Here is a 21,141-nt window from a genome sequence, read left to right as displayed (position 1 = left end):
ATTTTTCAAACAAGCCTATTCGCTATAAGCTACATTTACATTTTCACGGAGGTTATAATGTGAGGCCATGACTTCGCCATAAGCGCCTGTACTCCTCAAAGCGATAAGATCACCCCTGCTCGTTTCAGGCAATTCCACTTCTTTACCAAAGCAGTCCGTACTCTCGCAAATCGGGCCAACCACATCATACTTCACAGAAGTATCTGTTACACCCTGCCTAGTTAAATTTTCAATCTTATGATAAGCCTGGTACAAAGCCGGACGCATCAGTTCCGTCATACCCGCATCCAGAATAATAAAATTTTTCTTCTTACCATTCTTCACATACAAAACCTTGCTGATCAGTGACGACGATTGCCCAACCAAAGCCCTTCCAAGCTCAAAATGAACCTCCTGATTGCTTCTCACTTCCAGAAAATCATTAAATATCTTAAAATAAGCCTCAAAATCAGGAATCTGCTGATCCGGGTTATGGTAATCAATACCTAAACCACCGCCAACATTCAGCACCTTAACCAAAAAGCCCCGCTCTTCAAACCAGGCTGCAAACTCATTGACCCTTACACAAAGGTTTTTGTACACGTCCAGATTGGTAATCTGCGAACCAATATGAAAATGAATCCCTATAAATTCCAGCTGCGCACATTGCTTTAAAGTTTCTGCACAGTCGGATAAATCCCAGGAATTGATTCCAAACTTATTCTCATCCAGTCCGGTAGTAATGTTATGATGCGTATGCGCATCCACATTCGGATTGATCCGAATGGCAACCCTTGCTTTCTTCGCACGTTTGGCCGCAAGCTCATTAATCACCCCTAATTCCTGAATAGACTCTACATTAAAACAGAAAATATCCTGATCAAGGGCGTCGTTAATCTCTTTATCTGATTTACCTACGCCGGCAAAAACCACCTTATTCCGATCGAAACCAATCTCAATAGCCTTTTTTACCTCGCCACCACTCACACAGTCTGCACCAAAACCCGTCGACTTGATTTTTTCCAATACCATTGGATTAAAATTAGCTTTCATGGCATAATGCACATGAAAATTGTACACCTTTGCAGCCTGAGCGCAGGCATTCAATGTATTTTGCAGTAAGGTAAGATCATAATAATAGAATGGCGTCTCTATATTTGCAAAATGGGTAATATCTTTATTAGAAAACATAATGTTTAAATATCTGATTATATTTTGTTTAATTGGATTGTCATTGATTTATATAGGCAACTATTTCGATCTGCAACGGCAAAAGATCAGTAGAAAAGAGTATGACAGAAGAACCAGGTTCTTTATCATACTCGTCTTTATTCTTATTGCCATTATCACTTACCTGAGAAAGAAATGACCTGGCGGTTATTCTTATTCAAATAAACGGTTATGCAAACTTCTCAGTGCCTCAGTCTTATCGCCGGTATTGATCAGCAACGAAATATTATAATTACTTCCCCCGTAAGAGATCATCCGTATTGGGATATGTTTTAAAGCATCCAATACTCTGGAAGCGTAACCATGCTTTTCAGCACCAAAATCACCAACAACACAAACAATTGACTGATCTTTATCCAGCTCAACTGTACCAAATGCATGTAATTCCTTTACAATTTCATCCAGATTATCTGTAAAATCTATGGTTAAAGACACCGCAACTTCAGAAGTTGTTATCATATCGATTGGCGTTTTGTAACGCTCAAAAATCTCAAATACTTTTCTTAGAAATCCATAAGCCAGCAACATCCGGCTCGACTGGATCTTAATCGCCGTAATACCATCTTTAGCGGCAATAGATTTAATTTTACCCTTTTCACTGTTTGCAGAAATCAATGTACCTAATGCTTTAGGTTCCATCGTATTCAATAGCCGAACAGGAATCTTATATTTTTGCGCAGGAAAAACCGATTGCGGATGCAGAATCTTTGCTCCGAAATAGGCCAGTTCTGCCGCCTCATCAAAAGAAAGATGAGAAATAGGCTTGGTTCCTTTCACAATCCTAGGATCATTGTTGTGCATCCCATCTATGTCCGTCCAGATCTGTACTTCTTCGGCCATAATTGCGGCGCCTAATAAAGAAGCTGTATAATCACTGCCCCCTCTTCTCAGGTTATCCACTTCACCAAAACTATTCCTGCAAATAAAACCCTGGGTAATAAACAGTGTATTTCCTTTATGCTGTTCCAATAATGGGATAAGGTGTTTTGTTGTAAAAGCAATATCCGGCTCGTTGTCCTCGTCTATCTTCATAAAGTCTAAGGCTGGAAGCAATACTGAAGCAACACCGATAGACTTTAAATAGATATGATATAAGGTAGTAGATAGCTGTTCACCCTGCGCCAGAACAACTTTTTCTTCAATTGGAGTAAAAATATCATTGACTAAAGAAGCCAGGAAACCAAAGTGATAGTCTACCACTTCCTGTCCCTGCTGCCTGAAGTCGCCCTCAGGTAACAGCTCAATAACAAATTCATTATATTTTTGATGTAGGGCGTTAATCAAAGTTAACGCCGTTTGTTTGTCTTCCTTTAAAAGTTTGCCAGAGATTTCCACTAAACTATTGGTGGTACCAGACACCGCTGATAAAACCACAATTTGTTCTTCTGCGGGATTAATAATATCCAGCAACTTAGTCATCCGCTCAGGGCTCCCAACGGAAGTTCCTCCAAACTTTAATATCTTCATTTTTTTGGGGTTGTTTTTTCGTTTAATTTAAAATTGCATTTTCGATGGTTATAAAGCCATTCTATAGGGTAATATTTATATTTTTGTTATTCATGACAGAAAAAATTCCTAATTAATTGCATAATTTGGATGAATTTCTATCAGGGCGTGAAAATAACTAAAACAGCGTTAATAATAAGGATATAAGCAAAATAAAATTTGGAAACAGTGCAGGTTTTGAGCCCGCCAGCAAAACATCCTACTAAAGAATTTGTTAAAGAATAAAATTTTAAAAAAGACAAACTAAATATATGCAGTTAGAATCCTCAACACTAAACACCATAAACCAATGGCTTAATGGAAGTTACGATCAGCAGACGAAAAACGATATTCAGCAGTTATTAGATAAAGAAGCGTATACTGAACTGACGGATGCTTTTTATCGCAACCTGGAATTTGGAACAGGAGGATTAAGAGGAATTATGGGTGCTGGTTCCAACCGGATCAACAAATATACCATTGGCACGGCTACACAAGGATTAAGCAATTATCTGCTAAAAAAATATCCTGGCGAACAAATTAAAGTAGCGATAGCACACGACAGCCGGAACAATTCCGACTATTTTGCAAAAATAACAGCCGATGTTTTTTCAGCAAACGGAATTCATGTCTATTTCTTCAAAGAATTAAGACCTACACCAGAACTTTCTTTCGCCATCCGTGAACTGGGCTGCAAAAGTGGTGTCATGCTTACCGCTTCGCACAACCCAAAAGAATACAACGGGTACAAGGCCTATGGAAATGATGGAGGACAATTCACTTCCCCTGACGACAAAGAGGTGATGAATGAAGTGGCCAAAATCACCAGCATTGACGAAGTTAAATTTGATCGTATCGACAGCAATGTTGAACTGATCGGCGAAGATATCGATCAACTTTACCTGGACAGGATCACTGCTTTATCGGTTTCTCCAGAAGCCATATCCAGACAAAAAGACCTGAAAATCGTCTATTCGCCTATCCATGGTACCGGAATCACTTTGGTTCCTAAAGCTCTGGCCCAGTTTGGCTTTACCAATCTGACCGTCGTGGAAGAACAAAGTAAACCTGATGGGAATTTTCCAACCGTAGTTTATCCAAATCCGGAGGAAAAAGAAGCGATGACACTGGCGCTTAAAAAAGCAGCGGAAATTGATGCAGACCTTGTACTGGCTACAGACCCGGATGCAGACCGTGTAGGAATTGCTGTTAAAAACAACAATAATGAATGGGTGCTCCTAAACGGAAATCAAACCGGTAGTTTACTGGTTCATTACTTGCTCACCGCATGGGAAGAGAAAGGAAAAATTGATGGCAACCAATATATTGTTAAAACCATCGTAACGTCCAATCTGATTGAAGAAATTGCTAAATCTAAAAAAGTAACTTATTACAATACCTTAACCGGGTTTAAATGGATTGGCCAGCTCATCACCAGTTTGCAAGGTAAAAAGACCTTCATCGTAGGGGGTGAAGAAAGTTACGGCTACTCGGTCGGTGAACTGGTAAGAGATAAAGATGCAGTCATTTCCTGTGCTTTTATTGCAGAAATGACCGCATATTATAAAGATAAAGGCAGCAGTTTGTATAATGCCTTAATAGATATGTATGCACAACATGGTTTATACCGTGAAGAATTAGTTTCGCTAACTAAAAAAGGCAAAACCGGTGCAGAAGAGATCAAGGCGATGATGGAGAAATTCAGAAACAATCCGCCCGCAGAACTAGGTGGCTCGAAAGTAACCACATTAAAAGACTATGAGTTACGTATTGAAACAGATTTAAACACAGGTAAAACATCTCCGCTTGAATTACCTAAATCTGATGTTTTACAATTCATTACTGCCGATGGCAGTATTGTTTCGGCACGTCCTTCGGGCACGGAGCCAAAAATCAAGTTCTATTGCAGCGTAAACGCACCTTTGGCTGATAAAACCAAATTTGACGAAGTAAATGAAGGATTAGGCACTAAAATCCATCGCCTGATGTCTGACTTGCAGGCCTAAACGCATTGAATAAAAAAGGAGCTGCTAAAGACAGCTCCTTTTTTATGATTAAATGACCATTTATCCTCCTTATCCTGCCTTTCGTCGGTTATATATTTGTTCTGCTTAAATTAAATTACATTTTTGAATGCAAGCAAGAATAGTTATTACTCTTGTAAAGATCCTTAGTTGTATTCAGCATATGCAAACACTGTTTAGCCGATGAAAAAATCCCTTCCGCAGTCATGCAAAACCGACATAGCACAGCTTGAAATATTCAACTTCAAATACTGGCTAAAAATCACGATTTATGCTATTTTAGTTGGCCTGGGCATAGGAATTATCCTTTGCATTTTAATATCTGTGCTTAATGGAAAATGGATTGGAACAGAAAGGGCTATTTTCCAATTGCTTTTCAGTTGTGTTATTGGATTTTTTGTTTCAAACAGCATCCATTTTTCCAAGCGTCTATGGGCAGGAAAAGGCAGTCACATATTTTACATCAGTCTCTATTACCTGTTTAGTCTATCGGGTGCTTTTATAGCAATAGAATTACTTTATTATACCTTTTCAGGCTTATTTAAAACTAAATATACTTTTTTCCATAAATCTGACTTCCTGTTTGCAAGTATAATTACACTAATCGTTTCCACGGTTTCTTATATATATTTTTCACAAAAGGCTAGATTTAGCACCAAGATCAAAGAGAAAGAAATGGACCTGCTTCGTCTAAAACAGATGAAAACACAGGCAGAACTGGCCACACTTCAATCCAAAATCAATCCTCATTTTCTGTATAATTCTTTGAATGCTATCGCCAGCTTGATCCATCTGGATCCCGACAAGGCTGAAAGTATGACACTGAAACTGTCAAAATTATTCAGATACAGCATCAATCAGGGAGGAGAAAACCTGATTTCCATCGAGGAGGAAGTCGATATTCTTCAAACTTACCTCCATATAGAGACGGTAAGATTCGGAGATAGGATTAATTTTATCATAGACATAGATAAAACAATATCGCATGAAAAGATCCCTCGTTTTTTGATCCAGCCATTGGTAGAGAATGCCTTAAAACATGGTCTAAAAGACACCATAGAAAAAGGTGAACTTAAGGTCAGCATCAAAAAGACAAAAAACATGGACATTGTCGTTTCAGATAATGGATACCCCTTCCCCAACGAACTGGAGATTGGTTATGGCCTGCAGAGCACTTATGATAAACTGGAGCTTTTATACCCTGGCAACTACGAGCTTCAAATCACCAATGAACCATTTAAACAAATTAAAATTCAAATCCCCTTACATGACAAGTAAAATCTGGCGCACGATTATTATTGACGACGAAGAACTGGCCCGCCAGCGACTGAAACGTTTGCTGAGTGTTCACGATCATCTGGATATTATTGCTGAGGCTGCAAATGGCGCAGAAGGTCTGCAACAAATTGAAAAACATCAGCCAGATCTGATTTTTCTGGATATAGAAATGCCTGTTTTAAACGGGTTTGAAATGCTCTCCAAGCTTAAAAAACAACCTAAAATCATCTTCACCACTGCTTATGACCAGTATGCAGTGAAAGCTTTTGAAGAAGAATCCATCGACTACCTGCTGAAACCTGTGGAAGCCGAACGTCTGGAAAAATCTATGCGGAAACTGCAGCAGCATCAAGGAGTAACAGATCTCCAAATCCCCTTCGAGCTGCTTGCTGATAAACTTAAAATCAAAAAGGAAGTCAAAACCCTTACGGTAAAGATCGGAGACCGGATCCTGCTCATCAAACTTGCCGATATTACTTCTATTGAAGCAGAAGACAAATATGTATTCCTGAATACGGCCGATGGGAAGAGACACTTAACCGATTTCACCATTACTACACTCCAGGAAAAACTCCCGGATACATTTTTAAGAATCAGCAGAAGTACCATTATAAATACTGAGGTCATTAAAGAAATCAGGAAAAGTTTTAACGGCACGCTGGTATTCCTTATGACAGACACTTCCGGATCTAAATACACCTCCAGTCGGGGTTATACCCAAGCCTTAAAAGAAATATTTGACATATAAATCCTAACTTTGGATAATGATGCCTAAATATTTCCTGATCGCATGTCTTAGTTTCTGCAGCTTTCTTTGCAAGGCCCAGGTTTCGGGTTTGAAAGATCTGGAAGCCTGTATTTCCAGATCAGCTGTACGCGTTGGTGATTCTCTGGTGAGTAAAGGCTGGAAGCTGGATATTGCCATGACCGGAAACTATGAGAACGATTATTACCACACTTTTTCATTTGAAAATCTTAAAACTGATCCTACCCGAGCGCTCGCCTGGCTTAGGATCCACAATACAGAACCAGCGGTAAACCGGGTGTATTACCAGGCCCCTGATAAAGCAGCTTATACCCTGTTACTAAAGGAAATTGAAGCCCTTCAGCCAGACAGATCAGATGGCCAGATTGTAGACAATCAGATTTTAACCATTTACAGTACTAAAAAATTCATTTATCAGAGCATCGTTACCAGTACTTCTTATACCATCGCGGTCATTGCCCCGGCTTATTTTCAGGATCAAACACAAAATCCTTAAAATAAATCTATATTTTTATTCAAAACTGTTTAGGTGTTTGCAATAAATGTTAAACAATCGTTAACTTTGTTCTAAACATTATCAACAAACAGAACAGTGCTCACAGGTTTTATTAATTTTATAAACTACCAAAGAAAAATAGGTTTTATCACCTGTACTGATACACAAATCAGTTTTATACTTTTAGCTCATGATAATCCTGACCTGGACTTTGACAAATTGTTTCTCAATGACAGCGTCACCTTTGAACAAAGGGATGGAAAATATGGTCATCATGCTGTAAACGTACGTAAAATAGATAACGGCTTTACTTCACTAAGCGCTGCGCCCTGAATAAGTTATCAGCAGCCTGTTGTATTTTAGCCCTTAATTTGGGATTATAATTTTTATGCTGGTCCAGAAAAGTCCGCACCATTTCAAAAGCAGATTTGCTCTGATAACTCCCTAAAGTGGCCTGCAGCCAGGAAGCTGGAAAGAAAATATCACCAGTTACCTGAATTTCCTGAAGCATATCAAGACTTTTTGGAAGATATTTGACAGAAGACTCCTGGCGCAACGGATGATGCAGATAATACAGTGCAGCCAACACATTAGATTCCTTTGTGCGATTTGATTTCTGTTCCAAACTGCTAAAAAACTGATCTCTCACCTGCTGATCAGCAGATACAGCTGGCTGGATAAATTCAAATCTGCTTCTTCGGTCTGGATTGCTGATCCTGCTCAGCTGAGTTTGTAGCAAAGAAGGATCTGACTGCCCTTTCAAAGCCAGGGACAGAGATAAGGATGTATAGTCGTCCTCAGTAAGCTTAATGCCTTCCGGAGCTTGCTGGCTTTTCCAAATCGCATACAAACGATCGCCTGCGGATCGACTTAAATAGATATCCTGGTAGGTTTTAAAAAGTATCTTTTTATTGTTTGGAGAACCCTCCTGAGCAATGGCATTCCATAGAGAATCTTCCAATAGCGGAGCCAGCTTAAGGCGTTCAGCGGCCGATGTAAAATTCCAGAAAATACTACTGATGTACCCATTGATTAGTTTCAGATTCAATTCATCAGTTTCTTTATCCAATCCATCAGTAAAAAGCTTAAGCAGGCTTTCCGGTTCAATGGTTTTTCCATTAAGCATATTCTCATACATAGAAATATAGGCAGAAGCCCTTCTCAAAGGCTTCTCCATTTTGTACAGGCTCTTAAACATTGCCGTATCCACCGGCCACACGCCATACCCTTGTCCGGAAGAATTAAACAGGATAAAAGAGGGTTTCTCCATACCAGCAACCTCTTTCAGATTTAATTTTCCATCATTTAACTGTACACTGATCTCCTGGCTATAATTGGGATAAAAAAAAGTCAGTTCAAAAATCTGTGGCCAAACGCGTTTATTCCCATATTCAGGCTTCTGAGTGAGGACAAAACTGGTGATCTTGTTGTCTTTGACCTCCAGATTGTAATCGATTAGAGGCCGGCCGGTTTCGTTGACCCATACTTTATTCCAGGTTTGCAGATCTACTGGTGCGTATTTCCCAAGGATATTAATTAAATCCGGCCAGGAAGCATTACCACCCGCAAATTTCTTCAGGTATTCCCTAACCCCCTTCTGGAACATTTCAGCGCCCATCAACCTTTCCAGCTGCCGCATCATCACTGGAGCTTTATGATAAATGATATTTCCGTACAAACTACCTGCATCTTTTAGATTGTCCAGATCCTGCCTGATGGGATTAGAACCCGCTGTACGATCTACGTTATAGGCTGCAGGAAAATGATCTACTAAAAACTTCAGGTCAAATTCATCTGTTCCTCCTGCATCCGCATTGCTTTTGTCTGCCATAAAATTGGCAAAAACCTCTTTCATCCAAACATCAGTAAACCAGTTCATCGTCACCATATCACCAAACCACATATGAGCCGTTTCATGAGCAATCAGATTATTTCTCGCATTCATCTGGTCTTTTGTAGCCCCATTATCGAGAAAAAGTGAAGAAGCTTTATACTGTATAGCTCCCGGGTGCTCCATTCCTCCGAACTGAAAATCCGGAATGGCTACAAATCCAAATTTCTGGAAAGGATAAGGAATCCCTGTCCATTCCTGAAAGTATTTTAAGGCATCTGTATGAATGGTAAAAATCTCCGGAATACTTTTATTCAGCTTCGCCGTGTCTGTTTCTCTGAATAAAAATGAAGTTTTAAATGCAGAAACCATTCCCTCCGTTTGTCGGAAATCTCCTGCAGCAAAAGCAAAAAGATAGGTACTCAGCAAATCTGAAGTTTTAAAACGATAAGTTTTCTGTCCATCCTTTACAGTAGAGTCTTTTAAAGCACCATTAGCCAGTGCTTTCCACTGCTCAGGAATCCGCAGTGTAAGCGTAAAAGTTGCTTTCAGATCCGGCTGATCAAAACATGGAAAAACGGTTCTGGCCCGGTCTGGAACAAACAAGGTATACAGATAATCAGAATTCCGGTTTAAAGCACCCTCTCCCGCCTGAAAGTCTATACGGACCTCATTTTTGCCTGATTTAAGATATTTCTGGCCAATCACCAGGTGTTCTTTCAACAACTGAACAACAACCGGTTTGTTATTGACCAGGATAGACTTGACCTTATCCGGATTTTCTTTAAAATCAAGTTGCAACGGATAGGCAATACTGGCCAGCTGAAAATTCAATACCGCTCTGGCTTGTATGGCCTCACTTTTCTGTGCCGGAATTGTAAACTCCAGGTTATACTGTACTTTACTGATCACGGATTTCCGGTACTCTGCCAGTTTTTTGGACACCCCCACTTCTACGATAGGCTCAGTGGTTGTTTTAGCAGTCTGGCAAATCGACATTTCTGAATAACTGATTAACAGGAGGAGCGTTAAAAATGTGGGATACAGGAGAGTTTTACGCATACCGGACATAAACGTTTGTTATTAAAGATGAAGGTTTTACTGGAAGAGCGGAATTTCTTATAGCTAAAATACAATAATTTAAACACATATGTAGTTTGGTTTGTAATTTGATAAGACAATAACTCAGAAAACTGCCTTTTAATCATTAAATTTGAGAACAGACCTATATTTATATGGCATTTATTGACTACTACAAAATACTGGGCATTGATAAGAAAGCCACAGCTGATGAAATCAAAAAGGCTTACAGAAAGCTGGCAAGAAAATATCACCCGGATTTAAATCCCAACGACAAAGAGGCAAACAAACAATTCCAGCTGATCAATGAAGCTAACGAAGTGCTTAGTGATGCCGAAAAGCGTAAGAAATATGATGAACATGGGGAACATTGGAAGCATGCAGAGGAGTTTGAAAAAGCAAAACAATCTCAGCGTACCCAACAACAACACACCGGTCAAAATCCTTTTGAAGGGGGAGGATATTCTGATGCAGATTTTGGCGGTGGTGATTTCTCTGATTTTTTTGAGTCCATGTTTGGTGGAGCAGGACGTTCACAACGAAGCAGCACTAAATATAAAGGACAGGATTACCAGGCTGAACTCCAATTACCTTTAAAAGAGGCATACACTACTCATAAAAGAACTTTAACTGTAAATGGCAAGAATCTTCGCATCACCATACCCGCAGGGATTGCCCACGGACAAGTCATAAAACTAAAAGGCCAGGGTGCACCCGGCGTAAATGGCGGTCCTCATGGCGATTTATATATTACGTTTAACATTACAGACGACCCGGTATTCAAGCGCCTAAACGATGATTTATATGAAACCGTAGAGATCGATCTTTACACGGCGGTTCTGGGGGGAGAAGCCACCATAGAGACGCTAAGCGGCAAAGTAAAACTAAAAATTGCACCTGGTACACAGAACAATACCAAAGTAAGATTAAAAGGAAAAGGCTTTCCAGTGTATAAAAAAGAGGGCGAATTTGGCAACCTTTTTGTAACCTATACCGTAAAAATCCCGGTCAATCTTACAGAGAAACAGCAAGAGTTGTTCAAAGAACTGGCTAAATCTTAAATAATATGGAATCTATGCAACCAGAATTGATTAAAATCACAGAATATTGCATCAACTATAATATAGAACCGGAATTCATCATTTCGCTTGAAGAGTCGGGAATTATACTACTCACCCTTATTGACAACGATAAATTTATCCATGAAGATCAGTTTGGCGAGGTAGAACGGTATATCCACCTGCATTACGACCTGCACATCAATATCGAAGGAATTGATGCCATCAGACACCTGTTAACCCGGGTCAATGATCTGCAGCACGAAATTGACAGGCTAAAAAACCGCCTCCACCTTCACGAAAATGCTTAATTTTCGTATACCTCCGGATTTACAATATTCGGAAGTCTCTGTCCTTTTAACCCGGCAATAATATTTTTTGCCGCCAGGACTGCCATTGCATCTCGGGTTTGCACAGTAGCAGAGCCAATATGAGGCAATACAGAAACATTTGGCATATCCAGCAAAGGATTGTCTGCATGCATAGGCTCTGGATTTGTCACATCAAGCCCGGCACCCCATATCAAACCTTCTTCAAGTGCTCTTTTAAGATCTTCCTCGTTGTGTATTGCTCCTCTCGCCGTATTGATAAATATGGCTTCAGACTTCATCCGGCTAAAGATATGATAATCAAACACCCCTTTGGTTGTAGGTGTAAGAGCGGTATGAACCGTTAATACATCGCTGTTTTTAACAAGTTCATCAAAGGACACTTTTACTGCACCCAACTCCTTTTCCGCCTCTTCGTTACGGTGCCTGTTATGATAAATGATGTCCATATGATATGCACCCTTACAGCGTCTGGCCATTTCAGTTCCAATCTTACCCAGGCCGTACACCCCAAGAGTTTTCCCGTAAAGCTCTATTCCGAGGTTTGCTGTAGGCTCAAAAAAGCCCCATTTACCCTTCTGAATCTGTTTATGCATATAGAAAGCCTTACGGGAGGTAGCCAGCATCAGCAAAAAAGCCGTATCTGCTGTCGCAGCACTCAAGACCCCCGGGGTATTCCCAACCGGTATTTTTAGTTTTGTAGCCTCTTCTACATCTACATTATCATAGCCCACAGAATGTAAAGCGATTACTTTAAGGTGTCTGCAGGCGTTTAAGAATGCAGCATCTATACGACTGCTTACACTGAGCAGGGCATCCTGATTCATGCAATGATCGATCAGTTCCTGCTTACTTAGCGCTCTTTTTTCTGTCCAGGCGGTCACTTCCAAACCTGCCTCTCTCAACAGTTTCATTCCTGCTTCTGGAATTATTCTCGGAATAAATACTTTCATTAATTTTCTTTATAGGTGATGAAATAATCATTGACTTCGAATGATGGTTTCCTAATCTAATCAACTTTTTTTTTCTGCTGCGCTCTCAACTGATCTTTTTCCTCTGCGAGGTTCTTCGCTTTATCAATAGAATGCGATTTATGGATATCCTGATCCCTTTCTGCCTTGTCAGAAAGCTCCTGATAATATTTATGCAACACATCCAGTTCAATCTCTGTCAGATCTTCAATATCCACCATTCGGTTACTTGCATACCTGCTGGCTGCAATCAATTCATTCAGTTTCAACTGGATAGCTTTTGAATCTTTGTTTTGAGATTTCTGGATCAAAAAGACCATCAGAAAGGTAACGATCGTAGTTCCCGTATTGATGATCAGCTGCCAGGTATCCGAATAATGGAAGATCGGCCCTGTAATACCCCAGACCAGTATAACAGTAAATGCAATCCCAAATGCAGTTGAACTACCTGTCCAACAGGTTATTTTAGTTGAAAATCGTTCAAACAAACTTTCTTTAGATTTCTTCATGTCGCAGAATAATTTAAAACCTACAACATTTTCAGTTCTTAAAAGTTTCGATCTTCCAAAAGAAAGGGGGTGTTCAGGAAGACAGCTGTCTTCCTGAACACCCCCTTTCTTAATCTATTTTTTATATTCCTGGAGCAAGGTATCCATATCCGCCATCAGCTTCTTCACATCTTCATCAACGGTGCCGTCATAAGCTCCGCGAATGCGTTTCTCCTTATCCACCAGCACCAGGTATCCCTGATGAATAAAGCCACCTGGCGATTCCTTATCCTCCTTTACAGAAACCAGATAGTTTCTTTCTGCCAGTGCATAAACCTCATCTCTGCTCCCCCACAGAAATTCCCACTGTGTGCCTTTAATGCCCAATTTATTGGCATAGGCTTTCATTCTTGAAGGAACATCATATTTTGCATCTATGGTATGTGAAGCAAGTTTCACTTCCGGATTATTTTCATATTTCTTGTACACCTTCAATAAATTCCGGTGCATGGTAGGGCAAATGGTTGGACAAGAGGTAAAAAAGAAGTCTGCCACGTAAATCTTCCCATCAAAATCCTTATTGGTAACCTCAACGCTATCCTGATTAAGGAATTTAAAAGCCGGTATCGTCTTAAAAACCGTATCCTGAACTGTCTTGCCATCCACCACCTTTTCGTTGATCTCAGCCTGTAAAAAAGGCAAACGCTGAGGTTTATCCTTGCAGCTTACAAGAAACAGAAAAGCAATCGCTATAAACAAACCGCTAAACCTCATGATTTTTTCAATTTATCCAGGTAAGCCCCCGAGGTTTTTATCTCCTGTTTATACAAGCTATCAATACGGGTGATCTTCACCTTTTCTTCTTTGAAGTATTTTATAGCTTCTTCATTTGACTTTCCGGTCACATCCGGCTCGAACTGATGCATCCAGTCATTCATCCGGTCTTCTGCAGAACCTAAACTAGACTTTAGCTGCTCCATTTCTTTTCTTGCAGCTGCAGTATCAAGTGAGGGCTGGCTCTTTTTCAGACCCTTTAGATCTTTAAGTAAGGAGTCCAGTTTCATTTGGTTATTAACCACTACTCCATGGTCTTCCATAACGACATCATGGAACTTCATGACCTCATCACGTTCCGCTTTGTAATCTTGTTTTGGAGCACATGCCACAGCCAGTATTGCACAAGCCAGCACGCCTAATATTTTATTCATGGTATCTTAATTTTGTTGTACATAATGTTCTTTCAGCAGCAGCAATTTACTGGGCCAAAATCGGTAAAAAAAATGAAAATTTTAAGCCGCAGCCGGCGGTGGATGGAAGACTGAAACCGGATCTGATTTTGGCAAATCTGTTCCTGCCGGAATGTAAAAATGACGCTGGCTGACCAGGTATCTTTTGAACACAAAACGGAGAGGAACAAGGGCTTCCTGAACCAACATTTTTTGCTCTTGTTTTTCCTGTCTCTGCTCCTTCTCTTCCGCCTGTTTCAGCTTCTTCATAAGGTAGCATTTTCCGTTACAGTGGAGTTGAGGCTTGTCCTTATTTACACAAAATTCTTTGGCAATATAATCCCTGTTTAATTCATAGCTCGCGAACAAAAATAAGCTCGACAAATTCGCCGCCAGTGAAAAAAAGATCAGTGATATTGCAGTTAACCGGGTAAACATTCTGAGCGCAAATATACATAAACGAACGCTCCGGGGCGAAGATTTATTTACTCATTTCAAATCCGAATTCCCCTTGTTTTCCCTAAAAAAATCCATTAGATCGTTCCTAGGCCTAATTTCATTAATTAAAAATTATAGCACTGACAAACAAATACTTAAAAACATCAACTAAATAAAAACTCAATTCCTAAAAATTTTTAGTAACATTTTTTAAATATCTATATATCTATAAATTATGATATTTAAATAAATTAAAAATTCATATAGAAATTTGACCTCTGATTTCAAATTTTAAGCAAGCATATCTTGTGGTCTCACACCGAGCAAAGCATAAAAAGTATTGCTAAAAGTAGAGACACTTTCGTACCCTACCCTATAGGCTACACTCTTCACACTTTCTCCGTCTAAAGACAAAAGCTCTACCGCCTTAATGATTTTCATCAGCTTAACATACCCGGCAAAAGTGATCCCGGTGTCCTTCTTAAACAGGCGTTCCATCGTACGAACGGAAAGGTTAAACTGAGCTGCGATCTGAGTTGATTTAAGCTGTACAGAAAGTGGGTCCGAAAGGTAGCTGACCACGTCTGAAATACGGGGATCCCGGGGCACCGGAAGCGCCAGTGGAATGGCCTGTTTAAAGCTCAGCGGAAGGATGCTTTTCAACCCTTTCAAAAAGTCAAATTCAACCGGATCTTTTTCTTCCAGCCTTGACCATTGTTCCGTAAAAAAAATCATTTCCCTCAGCACTTTTGGGGTATGAAAAATATTCAGTTCTTTAAAAAAAGGAAGCTCCTCATTTACCGTAAAAAAAAGACATCGAAGGTACACCTGACTGGCTGGTGAAGAACTTCGGTGCGCGACTCCCGGAGGGATCCATGCGCAGTGGTGAGTAGGCAAAAGGTAGGTCCTGTTTTCCGTATGTAAATACTGAACTCCCTTTTCTACATAGATGAGTTGCCCCATATGATGGGTATGCCAATCCTCAGAAAATTTCCAGTCTGCTTCATGCCAAACATAAGCCTCCTTATCTACAGCATCTACCGTAAGATGGCAAAATCTTGCTTTACCCATTTGTCGTTTTTTAACATGTAATTGGCAAAGATAGACATTTAAGCACAGGCAATATTGCAGACCTTTGTCTCCGTTATTTAAGAACAACCCATATGAGTTTAATAGATTTAATAAAAAAAGGTTGCCTTGCAGGAATTTTATTGCTGTCAAGCCTGCCTTTAACTACGTTAGCCGCTATGAAAGAACAAACCGATACCCGTATCCTGGTACTTTTCAATACAGAACAGGGTGGTACCTACAAATTGGCCCAGGCCATAGCAACAGGTATTGAAAAACTAGAAGGCACAAAAGCCATCCTAAAACAAGTACCCAGAATAAAAAACCTGGAAAATGAAAGTAAAATGGCCTTCGCCAATATTCCTTATGCCAATATTAACGATCTCACCGCTTATGATGGCATCGCTTTTGGCTCGGCCGTTCATTTTGGCAATATGAGTGCGGATATGCGTTATTTTCTGGACCAGTCTGTAGCCATATGGACAGCAAGAAAACTGGAGGGTATTCCCGCCACTGTATTTATGTCTGCAGGCAGTGGAGCAGGACGTGAAGCCGCTATACTTTCATTCTGGAATACTTTAGCTATTCACGGCATGACACTGGTTCCTACGGGGATTATGGGGAGCGGAGAAATTGATAAAAGCATTCCGCAAGGCAATACTTCCTTTGGTGCAACCTCACTGGCAGGCGCCCCGGGATCTCCCCGCCCCTCTTCCGGAGAACTACAATTAGCGACATTACAGGGCTATGCATTAGCCAAAGCAGCCAAAGGTCAGCAACTTTTAAAAAACAGTATGAATACCAGACAACCGGAAAGCGATCACATAGAAGCCCAATTGCGAAAACTAGGAATCACACTCCCAGACGCACCTAAACCAGTCGGAAATTACAAACCATACAAAGTATCAGGCAAACTGGTTTTCATCAACCAGATCGCTTTAAAACAAGGAAAAATAGAATATGCCGGAAAGATTGAAGAAGAGGTCACAGAAGAACAGGCAAAAATCGCTGCCAGGCAAACACTTCTTAATATCCTTGCGGTATTAAAAGAGGCTGCAGGCGGCAACCTGGATCATGTCAAACAAGCGGTACAACTGACAGGATATTTCTATACCTCTGCCGGGTATACTAAACATGCCATGCTTATGAATGAGGCTTCCGATTTACTGGGGAGTATTTTTAAGGAGAAGGGCTTACACACCCGCGCAACTATAGGGGCTTCTTCACTACCTATGAATTCTCCTGTGGAGATTCAGGCTGTTTTTGAATTGGAATAAGTGGAAAACAGAACGTTCTAAACCTATCCAAAGGGGCAATTGTCACATCTTTTGCCCTTTTTGTATTTTTCACAGCATTCTTTCTTTTTCTTTTTGTCTTTCTTAGAATGCTTTTTGTGTTCTTTATCTTTCTTTCCCACTTTAATCTGGTTCTATTTTACAAATGAACCTGTCAGCATTTTTGGTGCTGACAGGCTTTATATTTCACCAGAATTAAACTGGTTTTTTATTCTCCGGCTTCGCTGCCGTAGTGGATTTTACCCACATGTTTGTCAATCTCCCATCTTCCTGTTCCTTCTTCACCAATCAGATCAAACAATTCCAGGGCTCTTCTGGCTTTATATTCTTCTTCTCTTTGCTCTTTAAAGAACCAGTTTAAGAATTCTACCGTTACGTAATCCTGCTCTTTGTGGCAACGCGCTGCTATATTTTTAATAGACTGCGTTACGCTGATCTCCTGGTCCAGGGCTTCTTCAAAAATTTCCCGGAAAGAATTGTATTCGATCTTCACATTGGTAATTTCAGGAGACAAAGCAGTTCCTCCCATATCCAATACATATTTGAAGAATTTCATCTGATGCTGTCTTTCTTCTTCTGCCTGCTTAAAAAAGTATTCAGCAGAATTATCAAAACCATTTCTGTCACACCATGACGCCATAGAAAGATAAGCGGACGAAGACTGCGCTTCTTTTTTGATCTGCTGGTTTAACAAAGTCTCTACATCTGCAGAGATTAAACTTTTTACTCGAATGATATCTTTCATGGCCTCTTGATTTAATTTTTTCAATAACGTGTAAATCAAAAATAGTGCTATAAATTTAAATTAAAGCATCGGAGAACAATATGGAAAGAGTCTAAAACCAGTTAAGCCGGGAATTAAGCTGCTATTCTGTATAAGCGATCATGCAGGATCTGGTTCAGGCTTAACATCACAAAGGTACCTTCAAGCAATTCTTTAAAAGAAATGATCTCCAGCAGGGTCAATACGTAGCAATGCTCACAAGCACAAATAAATACAATTTCCACATCAGCTGTCTTTGAACTGTTCAGTAAAATCCCTTCAATATCAATCGCATAGATTGCTTTTTTCAATTTAAGTATATTTCTGTAGTCAAATTTGGCCATTTTTCCAGCAAAGTCAACATACCAGCATTTTTCGCTGTCAGACTGATAAACAGCACCTTTAACTGTGCTATAAACTTCGGCTAAATGAGTAGAGACTTCCAGAGTTGTGTTTTGCATTATTTGTTAAATATGATGCAAAGGAAAGTATTATATAGAATTAATCCAAATTAATAGCTATAATAATTCTAAATAACAGTCTCTTTTTTAACAATACTCTGAAAATCTCTTCTTGTTTAGGATACCAATAGTCTCTACTTCATCAATTCAGCCAATTTTTTATTGAGTGCCTCTCCTCTTAAATCCCTACCAACAACCTTACCATCCGGGCCGATTAAAAAGCTAGCCGGTACCGCCTTAACACCATATTCTGCGGCGGCAGCATTTGCCCAGCCTTTCAAATCAGAAACATGCGTCCAGGTCAGTCCGTCTGCAGTAATGGCTTTTAACCAGGATTCTTTATTGGAGTCAAGTGAAACACCCAACACTTCAAAACCTTTATCATGATATTTCTTATACGCCGCTACTACATTTGGATTCTCTTTCCTGCAGGGTCCACACCAGCTTGCCCAGAAATCAACCATTACATATTTGCCTTTAAAATCAGATAGATGAACAATTTTTCCATCCTTATCCGCCATTGCAATTGCAGGAGCGATCTGACCTGGAGCGGTTTTATCATCCAGTTTAAATGCATGAGTTATTTGCTGGCCAATTAAGGATTTCTGTACCTGTGGGCTTAAGATCAAAAACAAAGATTTGGCTACCGGAAAATCGGGATAAGCAATAAAACGATCATAAATAATAGCAGCCGAACCAACCGATCCCGGATGCAGACTCACATAGGCCTTTACAGCAGCCTGGTTTAATGTATCCAAAACTCTGAATTCCCGGTCAAAACCACTCCTGGCCATAGAATCCAACTTCACCTTGCCTCCCTGCTCCGCTTTATCCAGTCGCTGATAAATATCACCGGCCTTTACCGTAATGGACTTCCATGGGCCATTGTAAAAACCCTTATAAACATCATGGCTTTTAGAACCAGTAATTGCCGCTTTATATAAAGAATCTTTTGGTGCAACAAATGCGACCACCGAGTTTTCCAAAATAAAAGTAGAAGTATTTTTACTCGCTTTTAATTTAATGGTATAAAATTGCGGGCTCTTTACTTTTCCTTTAAACTGAAAATCCCCATTAGCTGATAAAGCGGTTGAATCTCTAAGCACCTTTTTTGACTCATCTTCATGCTCCAAATATACTTTCCCCGTAGATGCACCCGTAATTTTTCCTTTAATCAGATAATTACTGCTTTGTGCCGATACATGTCCTGCACAAAACAATCCTGTTGCTGCGATTACCGCGAATTTAAATTTCATATTCTGTTTCATTTTTAATATTTGGTAAATTACCACCCAGGATTATTGGGTTTTAAGTTTGGATTTTTGTCAATTTCAGTTTGATAGATTGGGAAAAGATAGAATTTAGGATCAAAGTTTCTGTCTTGTGCTTTCACCTGAGTATATATTCTCGGACCCGTGCCGGTTTGGGTAATCGAAATACCGTTAAGTGGCGTTCCAAGTTTTTCAGGTCCGAGTTTCCACCTGCGGATGTCCCATAAACGAGTGCCTTCAAAAGCAAGTTCAATAGTCCGCTCGTGTCTGATCTTATCCCTGCTTATTGCTCCTGAAGCAACGGGTGGCATACCTACCCTGGCTCTAACCTGGTTTACATAGGTTCTCGCCTCTTCTGTTTGTCCCAATTCAAAAGATGCTTCAGCCAAATTCAGCAAAATTTCCCCATACCTGATCAAAATATTATTCTGCCCTCCGCCATAACTGCCCGACATATCAAATGGGTTAAAAGCCGGGTCTTCCATTTTTCTTAGCGCATAACCCGTTGTCAGTGCCGCATAGTCTGGATTAAAATTAGAACCAGGTTTAAAATCCAATGTCACTCCTGTATAAACTGAGCCGTCATACAATATGCTGGCATCAAACCTAGGGTCCCGATTAACATATGGTTTGGTTTCATCATATCCCGACCCAGATTCAGTAATCATTTTACCATTTGCCATTTCGTACTCATTGACAATATTTTGGGTAGGTTGATTTAAGGCATTAGGTCCGGGAGGCACCAAACCCCAGGGTAAATTATAAAAATGAACGTTATAGCCTTGAAAATTCTGTTTATACTGATGATCAAAAATCACTTCAGCATTATTTTCATTAGCAGAAAAGAACATCTCCCCGTATTTTGGGAACAAACCATAACCAGCTGATCCAGCAATAGCAACAACAGCTTTGGCTGCATCATAGGCTTTTTGCCACTCCCCGTTATAGCTTGCTGCATACAACAAAACCCTGCTTTTTAGTGCCAGTGCCGCCCCTCGGGTTACACGGCCAACGTCTGCACCGGTATATTTATACGGAAGGTTAGCCCCAGCATTAATGGCATCCATTTCAGTTACAATAAAGTTAACCACCTCCTGATAACTATTTCGGGCAACATTTAAATTTTCATCCAGATTCTGGGTATGAGTAATTAACGGTACCGCTCCAAAATAATTGATCAGGTTGGCATATTGAAAAGCCCGGATAAACCTGGCCTGATCCGCGGTTTTTTTCTTAAAACCAGCACTCGCCGGCAGTCTGTCTACATTTTCCAGATAGATATTACATCTTCTGATACTGGTATACGAATAGTCATAGGCATTTGAAATGGAATACGGGACACTGGAAGCCAGAAATGTTCCATTATAGATGCTCACATTTCCACTGGAATACAATTCATCTGTATAAGCATCGGTCATGGTTCCTCCAAATTGCGTAGGAAGTGTTGCATATAAGTTGTTGAGGAACAAGCCCGCCAAAGTAGAGTCCCTCCAAACATCTTCATCACTGTATTTATCAAGGGGTTTGCTGTCCAAAAAGTCCTTCTTGCACCCTAACACCACCAACAGCAATAGTGTAAATACTATTAAATATCTTTTCATCTG

The 21,141-nt window shown here is 40.0% G+C and carries 20 protein-coding genes; 7 read left to right on the top strand and 13 right to left on the bottom strand.

The annotated features are described in order from the left end of the window. Positions 1 to 15 precede the first annotated feature (15 nt). Both lysA and R2S08_RS19510 read right to left on the bottom strand, forming a co-directional pair. Positions 16 to 1,170: a diaminopimelate decarboxylase gene (gene lysA, locus R2S08_RS19515; RefSeq protein WP_133782763.1), complete on the bottom strand. Its 1,155-nt coding sequence runs from the start codon at positions 1,168 to 1,170 to the stop codon at positions 16 to 18. A gap of 192 nt (positions 1,171 to 1,362) precedes the next feature. Next, entirely contained in the window at positions 1,363 to 2,676 is a 1,314-nt protein-coding gene (locus R2S08_RS19510) for an aspartate kinase (protein WP_316836701.1), read from the bottom strand. Positions 2,677 to 2,966: 290 nt separating this feature from the next. Here R2S08_RS19510 and R2S08_RS19505 point away from each other — a divergent pair, with 290 nt between their 5' ends. The 4 genes from R2S08_RS19505 to R2S08_RS19490 all read left to right on the top strand — a co-directional run bounded on the left by R2S08_RS19505 (position 2,967) and on the right by R2S08_RS19490 (position 7,258). Continuing rightward, positions 2,967 to 4,700: a phospho-sugar mutase gene (locus R2S08_RS19505; RefSeq protein ID WP_316836700.1), complete on the top strand. Its 1,734-nt coding sequence runs from the start codon at positions 2,967 to 2,969 to the stop codon at positions 4,698 to 4,700. Positions 4,701 to 4,901: 201 nt separating this feature from the next. Next, positions 4,902 to 5,996, top strand: coding sequence for a sensor histidine kinase (locus R2S08_RS19500; protein WP_316836699.1), 1,095 nt, complete (start codon positions 4,902 to 4,904; stop codon positions 5,994 to 5,996). Then, complete coding sequence (locus tag R2S08_RS19495; RefSeq protein ID WP_316836698.1) at positions 5,986 to 6,744, top strand: LytR/AlgR family response regulator transcription factor; 759 nt, start codon at positions 5,986 to 5,988, stop codon at positions 6,742 to 6,744. The genes R2S08_RS19500 and R2S08_RS19495 overlap by 11 nt, the downstream gene beginning before the upstream one ends. Before the next feature lie 16 nt (positions 6,745 to 6,760). Beyond that, a complete protein-coding gene (locus R2S08_RS19490) occupies positions 6,761 to 7,258 on the top strand; it encodes a hypothetical protein (RefSeq protein WP_316836697.1) in 498 nt (165 codons plus the stop codon). A gap of 307 nt (positions 7,259 to 7,565) precedes the next feature. On the opposite strand, the gene R2S08_RS19485 is transcribed toward R2S08_RS19490, so the two are convergent. Beyond that, complete coding sequence (locus R2S08_RS19485) at positions 7,566 to 10,088, bottom strand: M1 family aminopeptidase (protein WP_316836696.1); 2,523 nt, start codon at positions 10,086 to 10,088, stop codon at positions 7,566 to 7,568. A gap of 236 nt (positions 10,089 to 10,324) precedes the next feature. On the opposite strand from R2S08_RS19485, the gene R2S08_RS19480 reads away from it, so the two are divergent. Further along, positions 10,325 to 11,230, top strand: coding sequence for a J domain-containing protein (locus R2S08_RS19480; RefSeq protein WP_316836695.1), 906 nt, complete (start codon positions 10,325 to 10,327; stop codon positions 11,228 to 11,230). Positions 11,231 to 11,235: 5 nt separating this feature from the next. Then, positions 11,236 to 11,538 carry a chaperone modulator CbpM gene (locus R2S08_RS19475; RefSeq protein WP_316836694.1) on the top strand — a complete coding sequence of 101 codons (303 nt, stop codon included), beginning with the start codon at positions 11,236 to 11,238 and terminating at the stop codon, positions 11,536 to 11,538. On the opposite strand, the gene R2S08_RS19470 is transcribed toward R2S08_RS19475, so the two are convergent. The 6 genes from R2S08_RS19470 to R2S08_RS19445 all read right to left on the bottom strand — a co-directional run bounded on the left by R2S08_RS19470 (position 11,535) and on the right by R2S08_RS19445 (position 15,750). Further along, positions 11,535 to 12,509 carry a D-glycerate dehydrogenase gene (locus R2S08_RS19470; protein ID WP_316836693.1) on the bottom strand — a complete coding sequence of 325 codons (975 nt, stop codon included), beginning with the start codon at positions 12,507 to 12,509 and terminating at the stop codon, positions 11,535 to 11,537. The genes R2S08_RS19475 and R2S08_RS19470 overlap by 4 nt on opposite strands. 56 nt (positions 12,510 to 12,565) lie before the next feature. Next, entirely contained in the window at positions 12,566 to 13,036 is a 471-nt protein-coding gene (locus R2S08_RS19465; protein ID WP_316836692.1) for a low affinity iron permease family protein, read from the bottom strand. Between the two features lie 114 nt (positions 13,037 to 13,150). Next, complete coding sequence (locus R2S08_RS19460; protein WP_316836691.1) at positions 13,151 to 13,789, bottom strand: SCO family protein; 639 nt, start codon at positions 13,787 to 13,789, stop codon at positions 13,151 to 13,153. Then, positions 13,786 to 14,223, bottom strand: a complete 438-nt coding sequence (locus R2S08_RS19455) for a hypothetical protein (RefSeq protein WP_316836690.1) — start codon at positions 14,221 to 14,223, stop codon at positions 13,786 to 13,788. The genes R2S08_RS19460 and R2S08_RS19455 overlap by 4 nt, the downstream gene beginning before the upstream one ends. A gap of 81 nt (positions 14,224 to 14,304) precedes the next feature. Then, positions 14,305 to 14,511, bottom strand: coding sequence for a hypothetical protein (locus R2S08_RS19450; RefSeq protein ID WP_316836689.1), 207 nt, complete (start codon positions 14,509 to 14,511; stop codon positions 14,305 to 14,307). A gap of 459 nt (positions 14,512 to 14,970) precedes the next feature. Then, complete coding sequence (locus R2S08_RS19445) at positions 14,971 to 15,750, bottom strand: AraC family transcriptional regulator (RefSeq protein ID WP_316836688.1); 780 nt, start codon at positions 15,748 to 15,750, stop codon at positions 14,971 to 14,973. A 176-nt stretch (positions 15,751 to 15,926) separates the two neighbouring features. On the opposite strand from R2S08_RS19445, the gene R2S08_RS19440 reads away from it, so the two are divergent. Beyond that, the gene (locus tag R2S08_RS19440) at positions 15,927 to 17,024 is read left to right on the top strand and encodes an Atu1372/SO_1960 family protein (RefSeq protein ID WP_316836687.1); all 1,098 of its coding nucleotides are present in this window, start codon (positions 15,927 to 15,929) and stop codon (positions 17,022 to 17,024) included. A gap of 226 nt (positions 17,025 to 17,250) precedes the next feature. Here the strand turns inward: R2S08_RS19440 and R2S08_RS19435 are convergent, their stop codons facing one another. The 4 genes from R2S08_RS19435 to R2S08_RS19420 all read right to left on the bottom strand — a co-directional run bounded on the left by R2S08_RS19435 (position 17,251) and on the right by R2S08_RS19420 (position 21,138). Then, positions 17,251 to 17,787: a ferritin gene (locus R2S08_RS19435; protein ID WP_316836686.1), complete on the bottom strand. Its 537-nt coding sequence runs from the start codon at positions 17,785 to 17,787 to the stop codon at positions 17,251 to 17,253. Between the two features lie 113 nt (positions 17,788 to 17,900). Beyond that, positions 17,901 to 18,266, bottom strand: a complete 366-nt coding sequence (locus R2S08_RS19430) for a hypothetical protein (protein ID WP_316836685.1) — start codon at positions 18,264 to 18,266, stop codon at positions 17,901 to 17,903. Positions 18,267 to 18,400: 134 nt separating this feature from the next. Further along, the gene (locus tag R2S08_RS19425) at positions 18,401 to 19,522 is read right to left on the bottom strand and encodes a TlpA disulfide reductase family protein (protein ID WP_316836684.1); all 1,122 of its coding nucleotides are present in this window, start codon (positions 19,520 to 19,522) and stop codon (positions 18,401 to 18,403) included. A 29-nt stretch (positions 19,523 to 19,551) separates the two neighbouring features. Beyond that, a complete protein-coding gene (locus tag R2S08_RS19420; protein ID WP_316836683.1) occupies positions 19,552 to 21,138 on the bottom strand; it encodes a RagB/SusD family nutrient uptake outer membrane protein in 1,587 nt (528 codons plus the stop codon). Between the last annotated feature and the right edge of the window lie 3 nt (positions 21,139 to 21,141).

Origin of the sequence: Pedobacter nutrimenti (assembly GCF_032678445.1) — a bacterium.
In the GTDB taxonomy this organism is placed as follows: domain Bacteria; phylum Bacteroidota; class Bacteroidia; order Sphingobacteriales; family Sphingobacteriaceae; genus Pedobacter; species Pedobacter nutrimenti_A.
This window is presented reverse-complemented; position numbering and strand designations above follow the sequence as displayed.

Coding starts and splice junctions, on each gene's coding strand:
- lysA (WP_133782763.1), bottom strand. CDS start 1,170: ATGTTTTCTAATAAAGATATTACCCATTTTGCAAATATAGAGACGCCA.
- R2S08_RS19510 (WP_316836701.1), bottom strand. CDS start 2,676: ATGAAGATATTAAAGTTTGGAGGAACTTCCGTTGGGAGCCCTGAGCGG.
- R2S08_RS19505 (WP_316836700.1), top strand. CDS start 2,967: ATGCAGTTAGAATCCTCAACACTAAACACCATAAACCAATGGCTTAAT.
- R2S08_RS19500 (WP_316836699.1), top strand. CDS start 4,902: ATGAAAAAATCCCTTCCGCAGTCATGCAAAACCGACATAGCACAGCTT.
- R2S08_RS19495 (WP_316836698.1), top strand. CDS start 5,986: ATGACAAGTAAAATCTGGCGCACGATTATTATTGACGACGAAGAACTG.
- R2S08_RS19490 (WP_316836697.1), top strand. CDS start 6,761: ATGATGCCTAAATATTTCCTGATCGCATGTCTTAGTTTCTGCAGCTTT.
- R2S08_RS19485 (WP_316836696.1), bottom strand. CDS start 10,088: ATGTCGATTTGCCAGACTGCTAAAACAACCACTGAGCCTATCGTAGAA.
- R2S08_RS19480 (WP_316836695.1), top strand. CDS start 10,325: ATGGCATTTATTGACTACTACAAAATACTGGGCATTGATAAGAAAGCC.
- R2S08_RS19475 (WP_316836694.1), top strand. CDS start 11,236: ATGGAATCTATGCAACCAGAATTGATTAAAATCACAGAATATTGCATC.
- R2S08_RS19470 (WP_316836693.1), bottom strand. CDS start 12,509: ATGAAAGTATTTATTCCGAGAATAATTCCAGAAGCAGGAATGAAACTG.
- R2S08_RS19465 (WP_316836692.1), bottom strand. CDS start 13,036: ATGAAGAAATCTAAAGAAAGTTTGTTTGAACGATTTTCAACTAAAATA.
- R2S08_RS19460 (WP_316836691.1), bottom strand. CDS start 13,789: ATGAGGTTTAGCGGTTTGTTTATAGCGATTGCTTTTCTGTTTCTTGTA.
- R2S08_RS19455 (WP_316836690.1), bottom strand. CDS start 14,223: ATGAATAAAATATTAGGCGTGCTGGCTTGTGCAATACTGGCTGTGGCA.
- R2S08_RS19450 (WP_316836689.1), bottom strand. CDS start 14,511: ATGAAGAAGCTGAAACAGGCGGAAGAGAAGGAGCAGAGACAGGAAAAA.
- R2S08_RS19445 (WP_316836688.1), bottom strand. CDS start 15,750: ATGGGTAAAGCAAGATTTTGCCATCTTACGGTAGATGCTGTAGATAAG.
- R2S08_RS19440 (WP_316836687.1), top strand. CDS start 15,927: ATGAAAGAACAAACCGATACCCGTATCCTGGTACTTTTCAATACAGAA.
- R2S08_RS19435 (WP_316836686.1), bottom strand. CDS start 17,787: ATGAAAGATATCATTCGAGTAAAAAGTTTAATCTCTGCAGATGTAGAG.
- R2S08_RS19430 (WP_316836685.1), bottom strand. CDS start 18,266: ATGCAAAACACAACTCTGGAAGTCTCTACTCATTTAGCCGAAGTTTAT.
- R2S08_RS19425 (WP_316836684.1), bottom strand. CDS start 19,522: ATGAAATTTAAATTCGCGGTAATCGCAGCAACAGGATTGTTTTGTGCA.
- R2S08_RS19420 (WP_316836683.1), bottom strand. CDS start 21,138: ATGAAAAGATATTTAATAGTATTTACACTATTGCTGTTGGTGGTGTTA.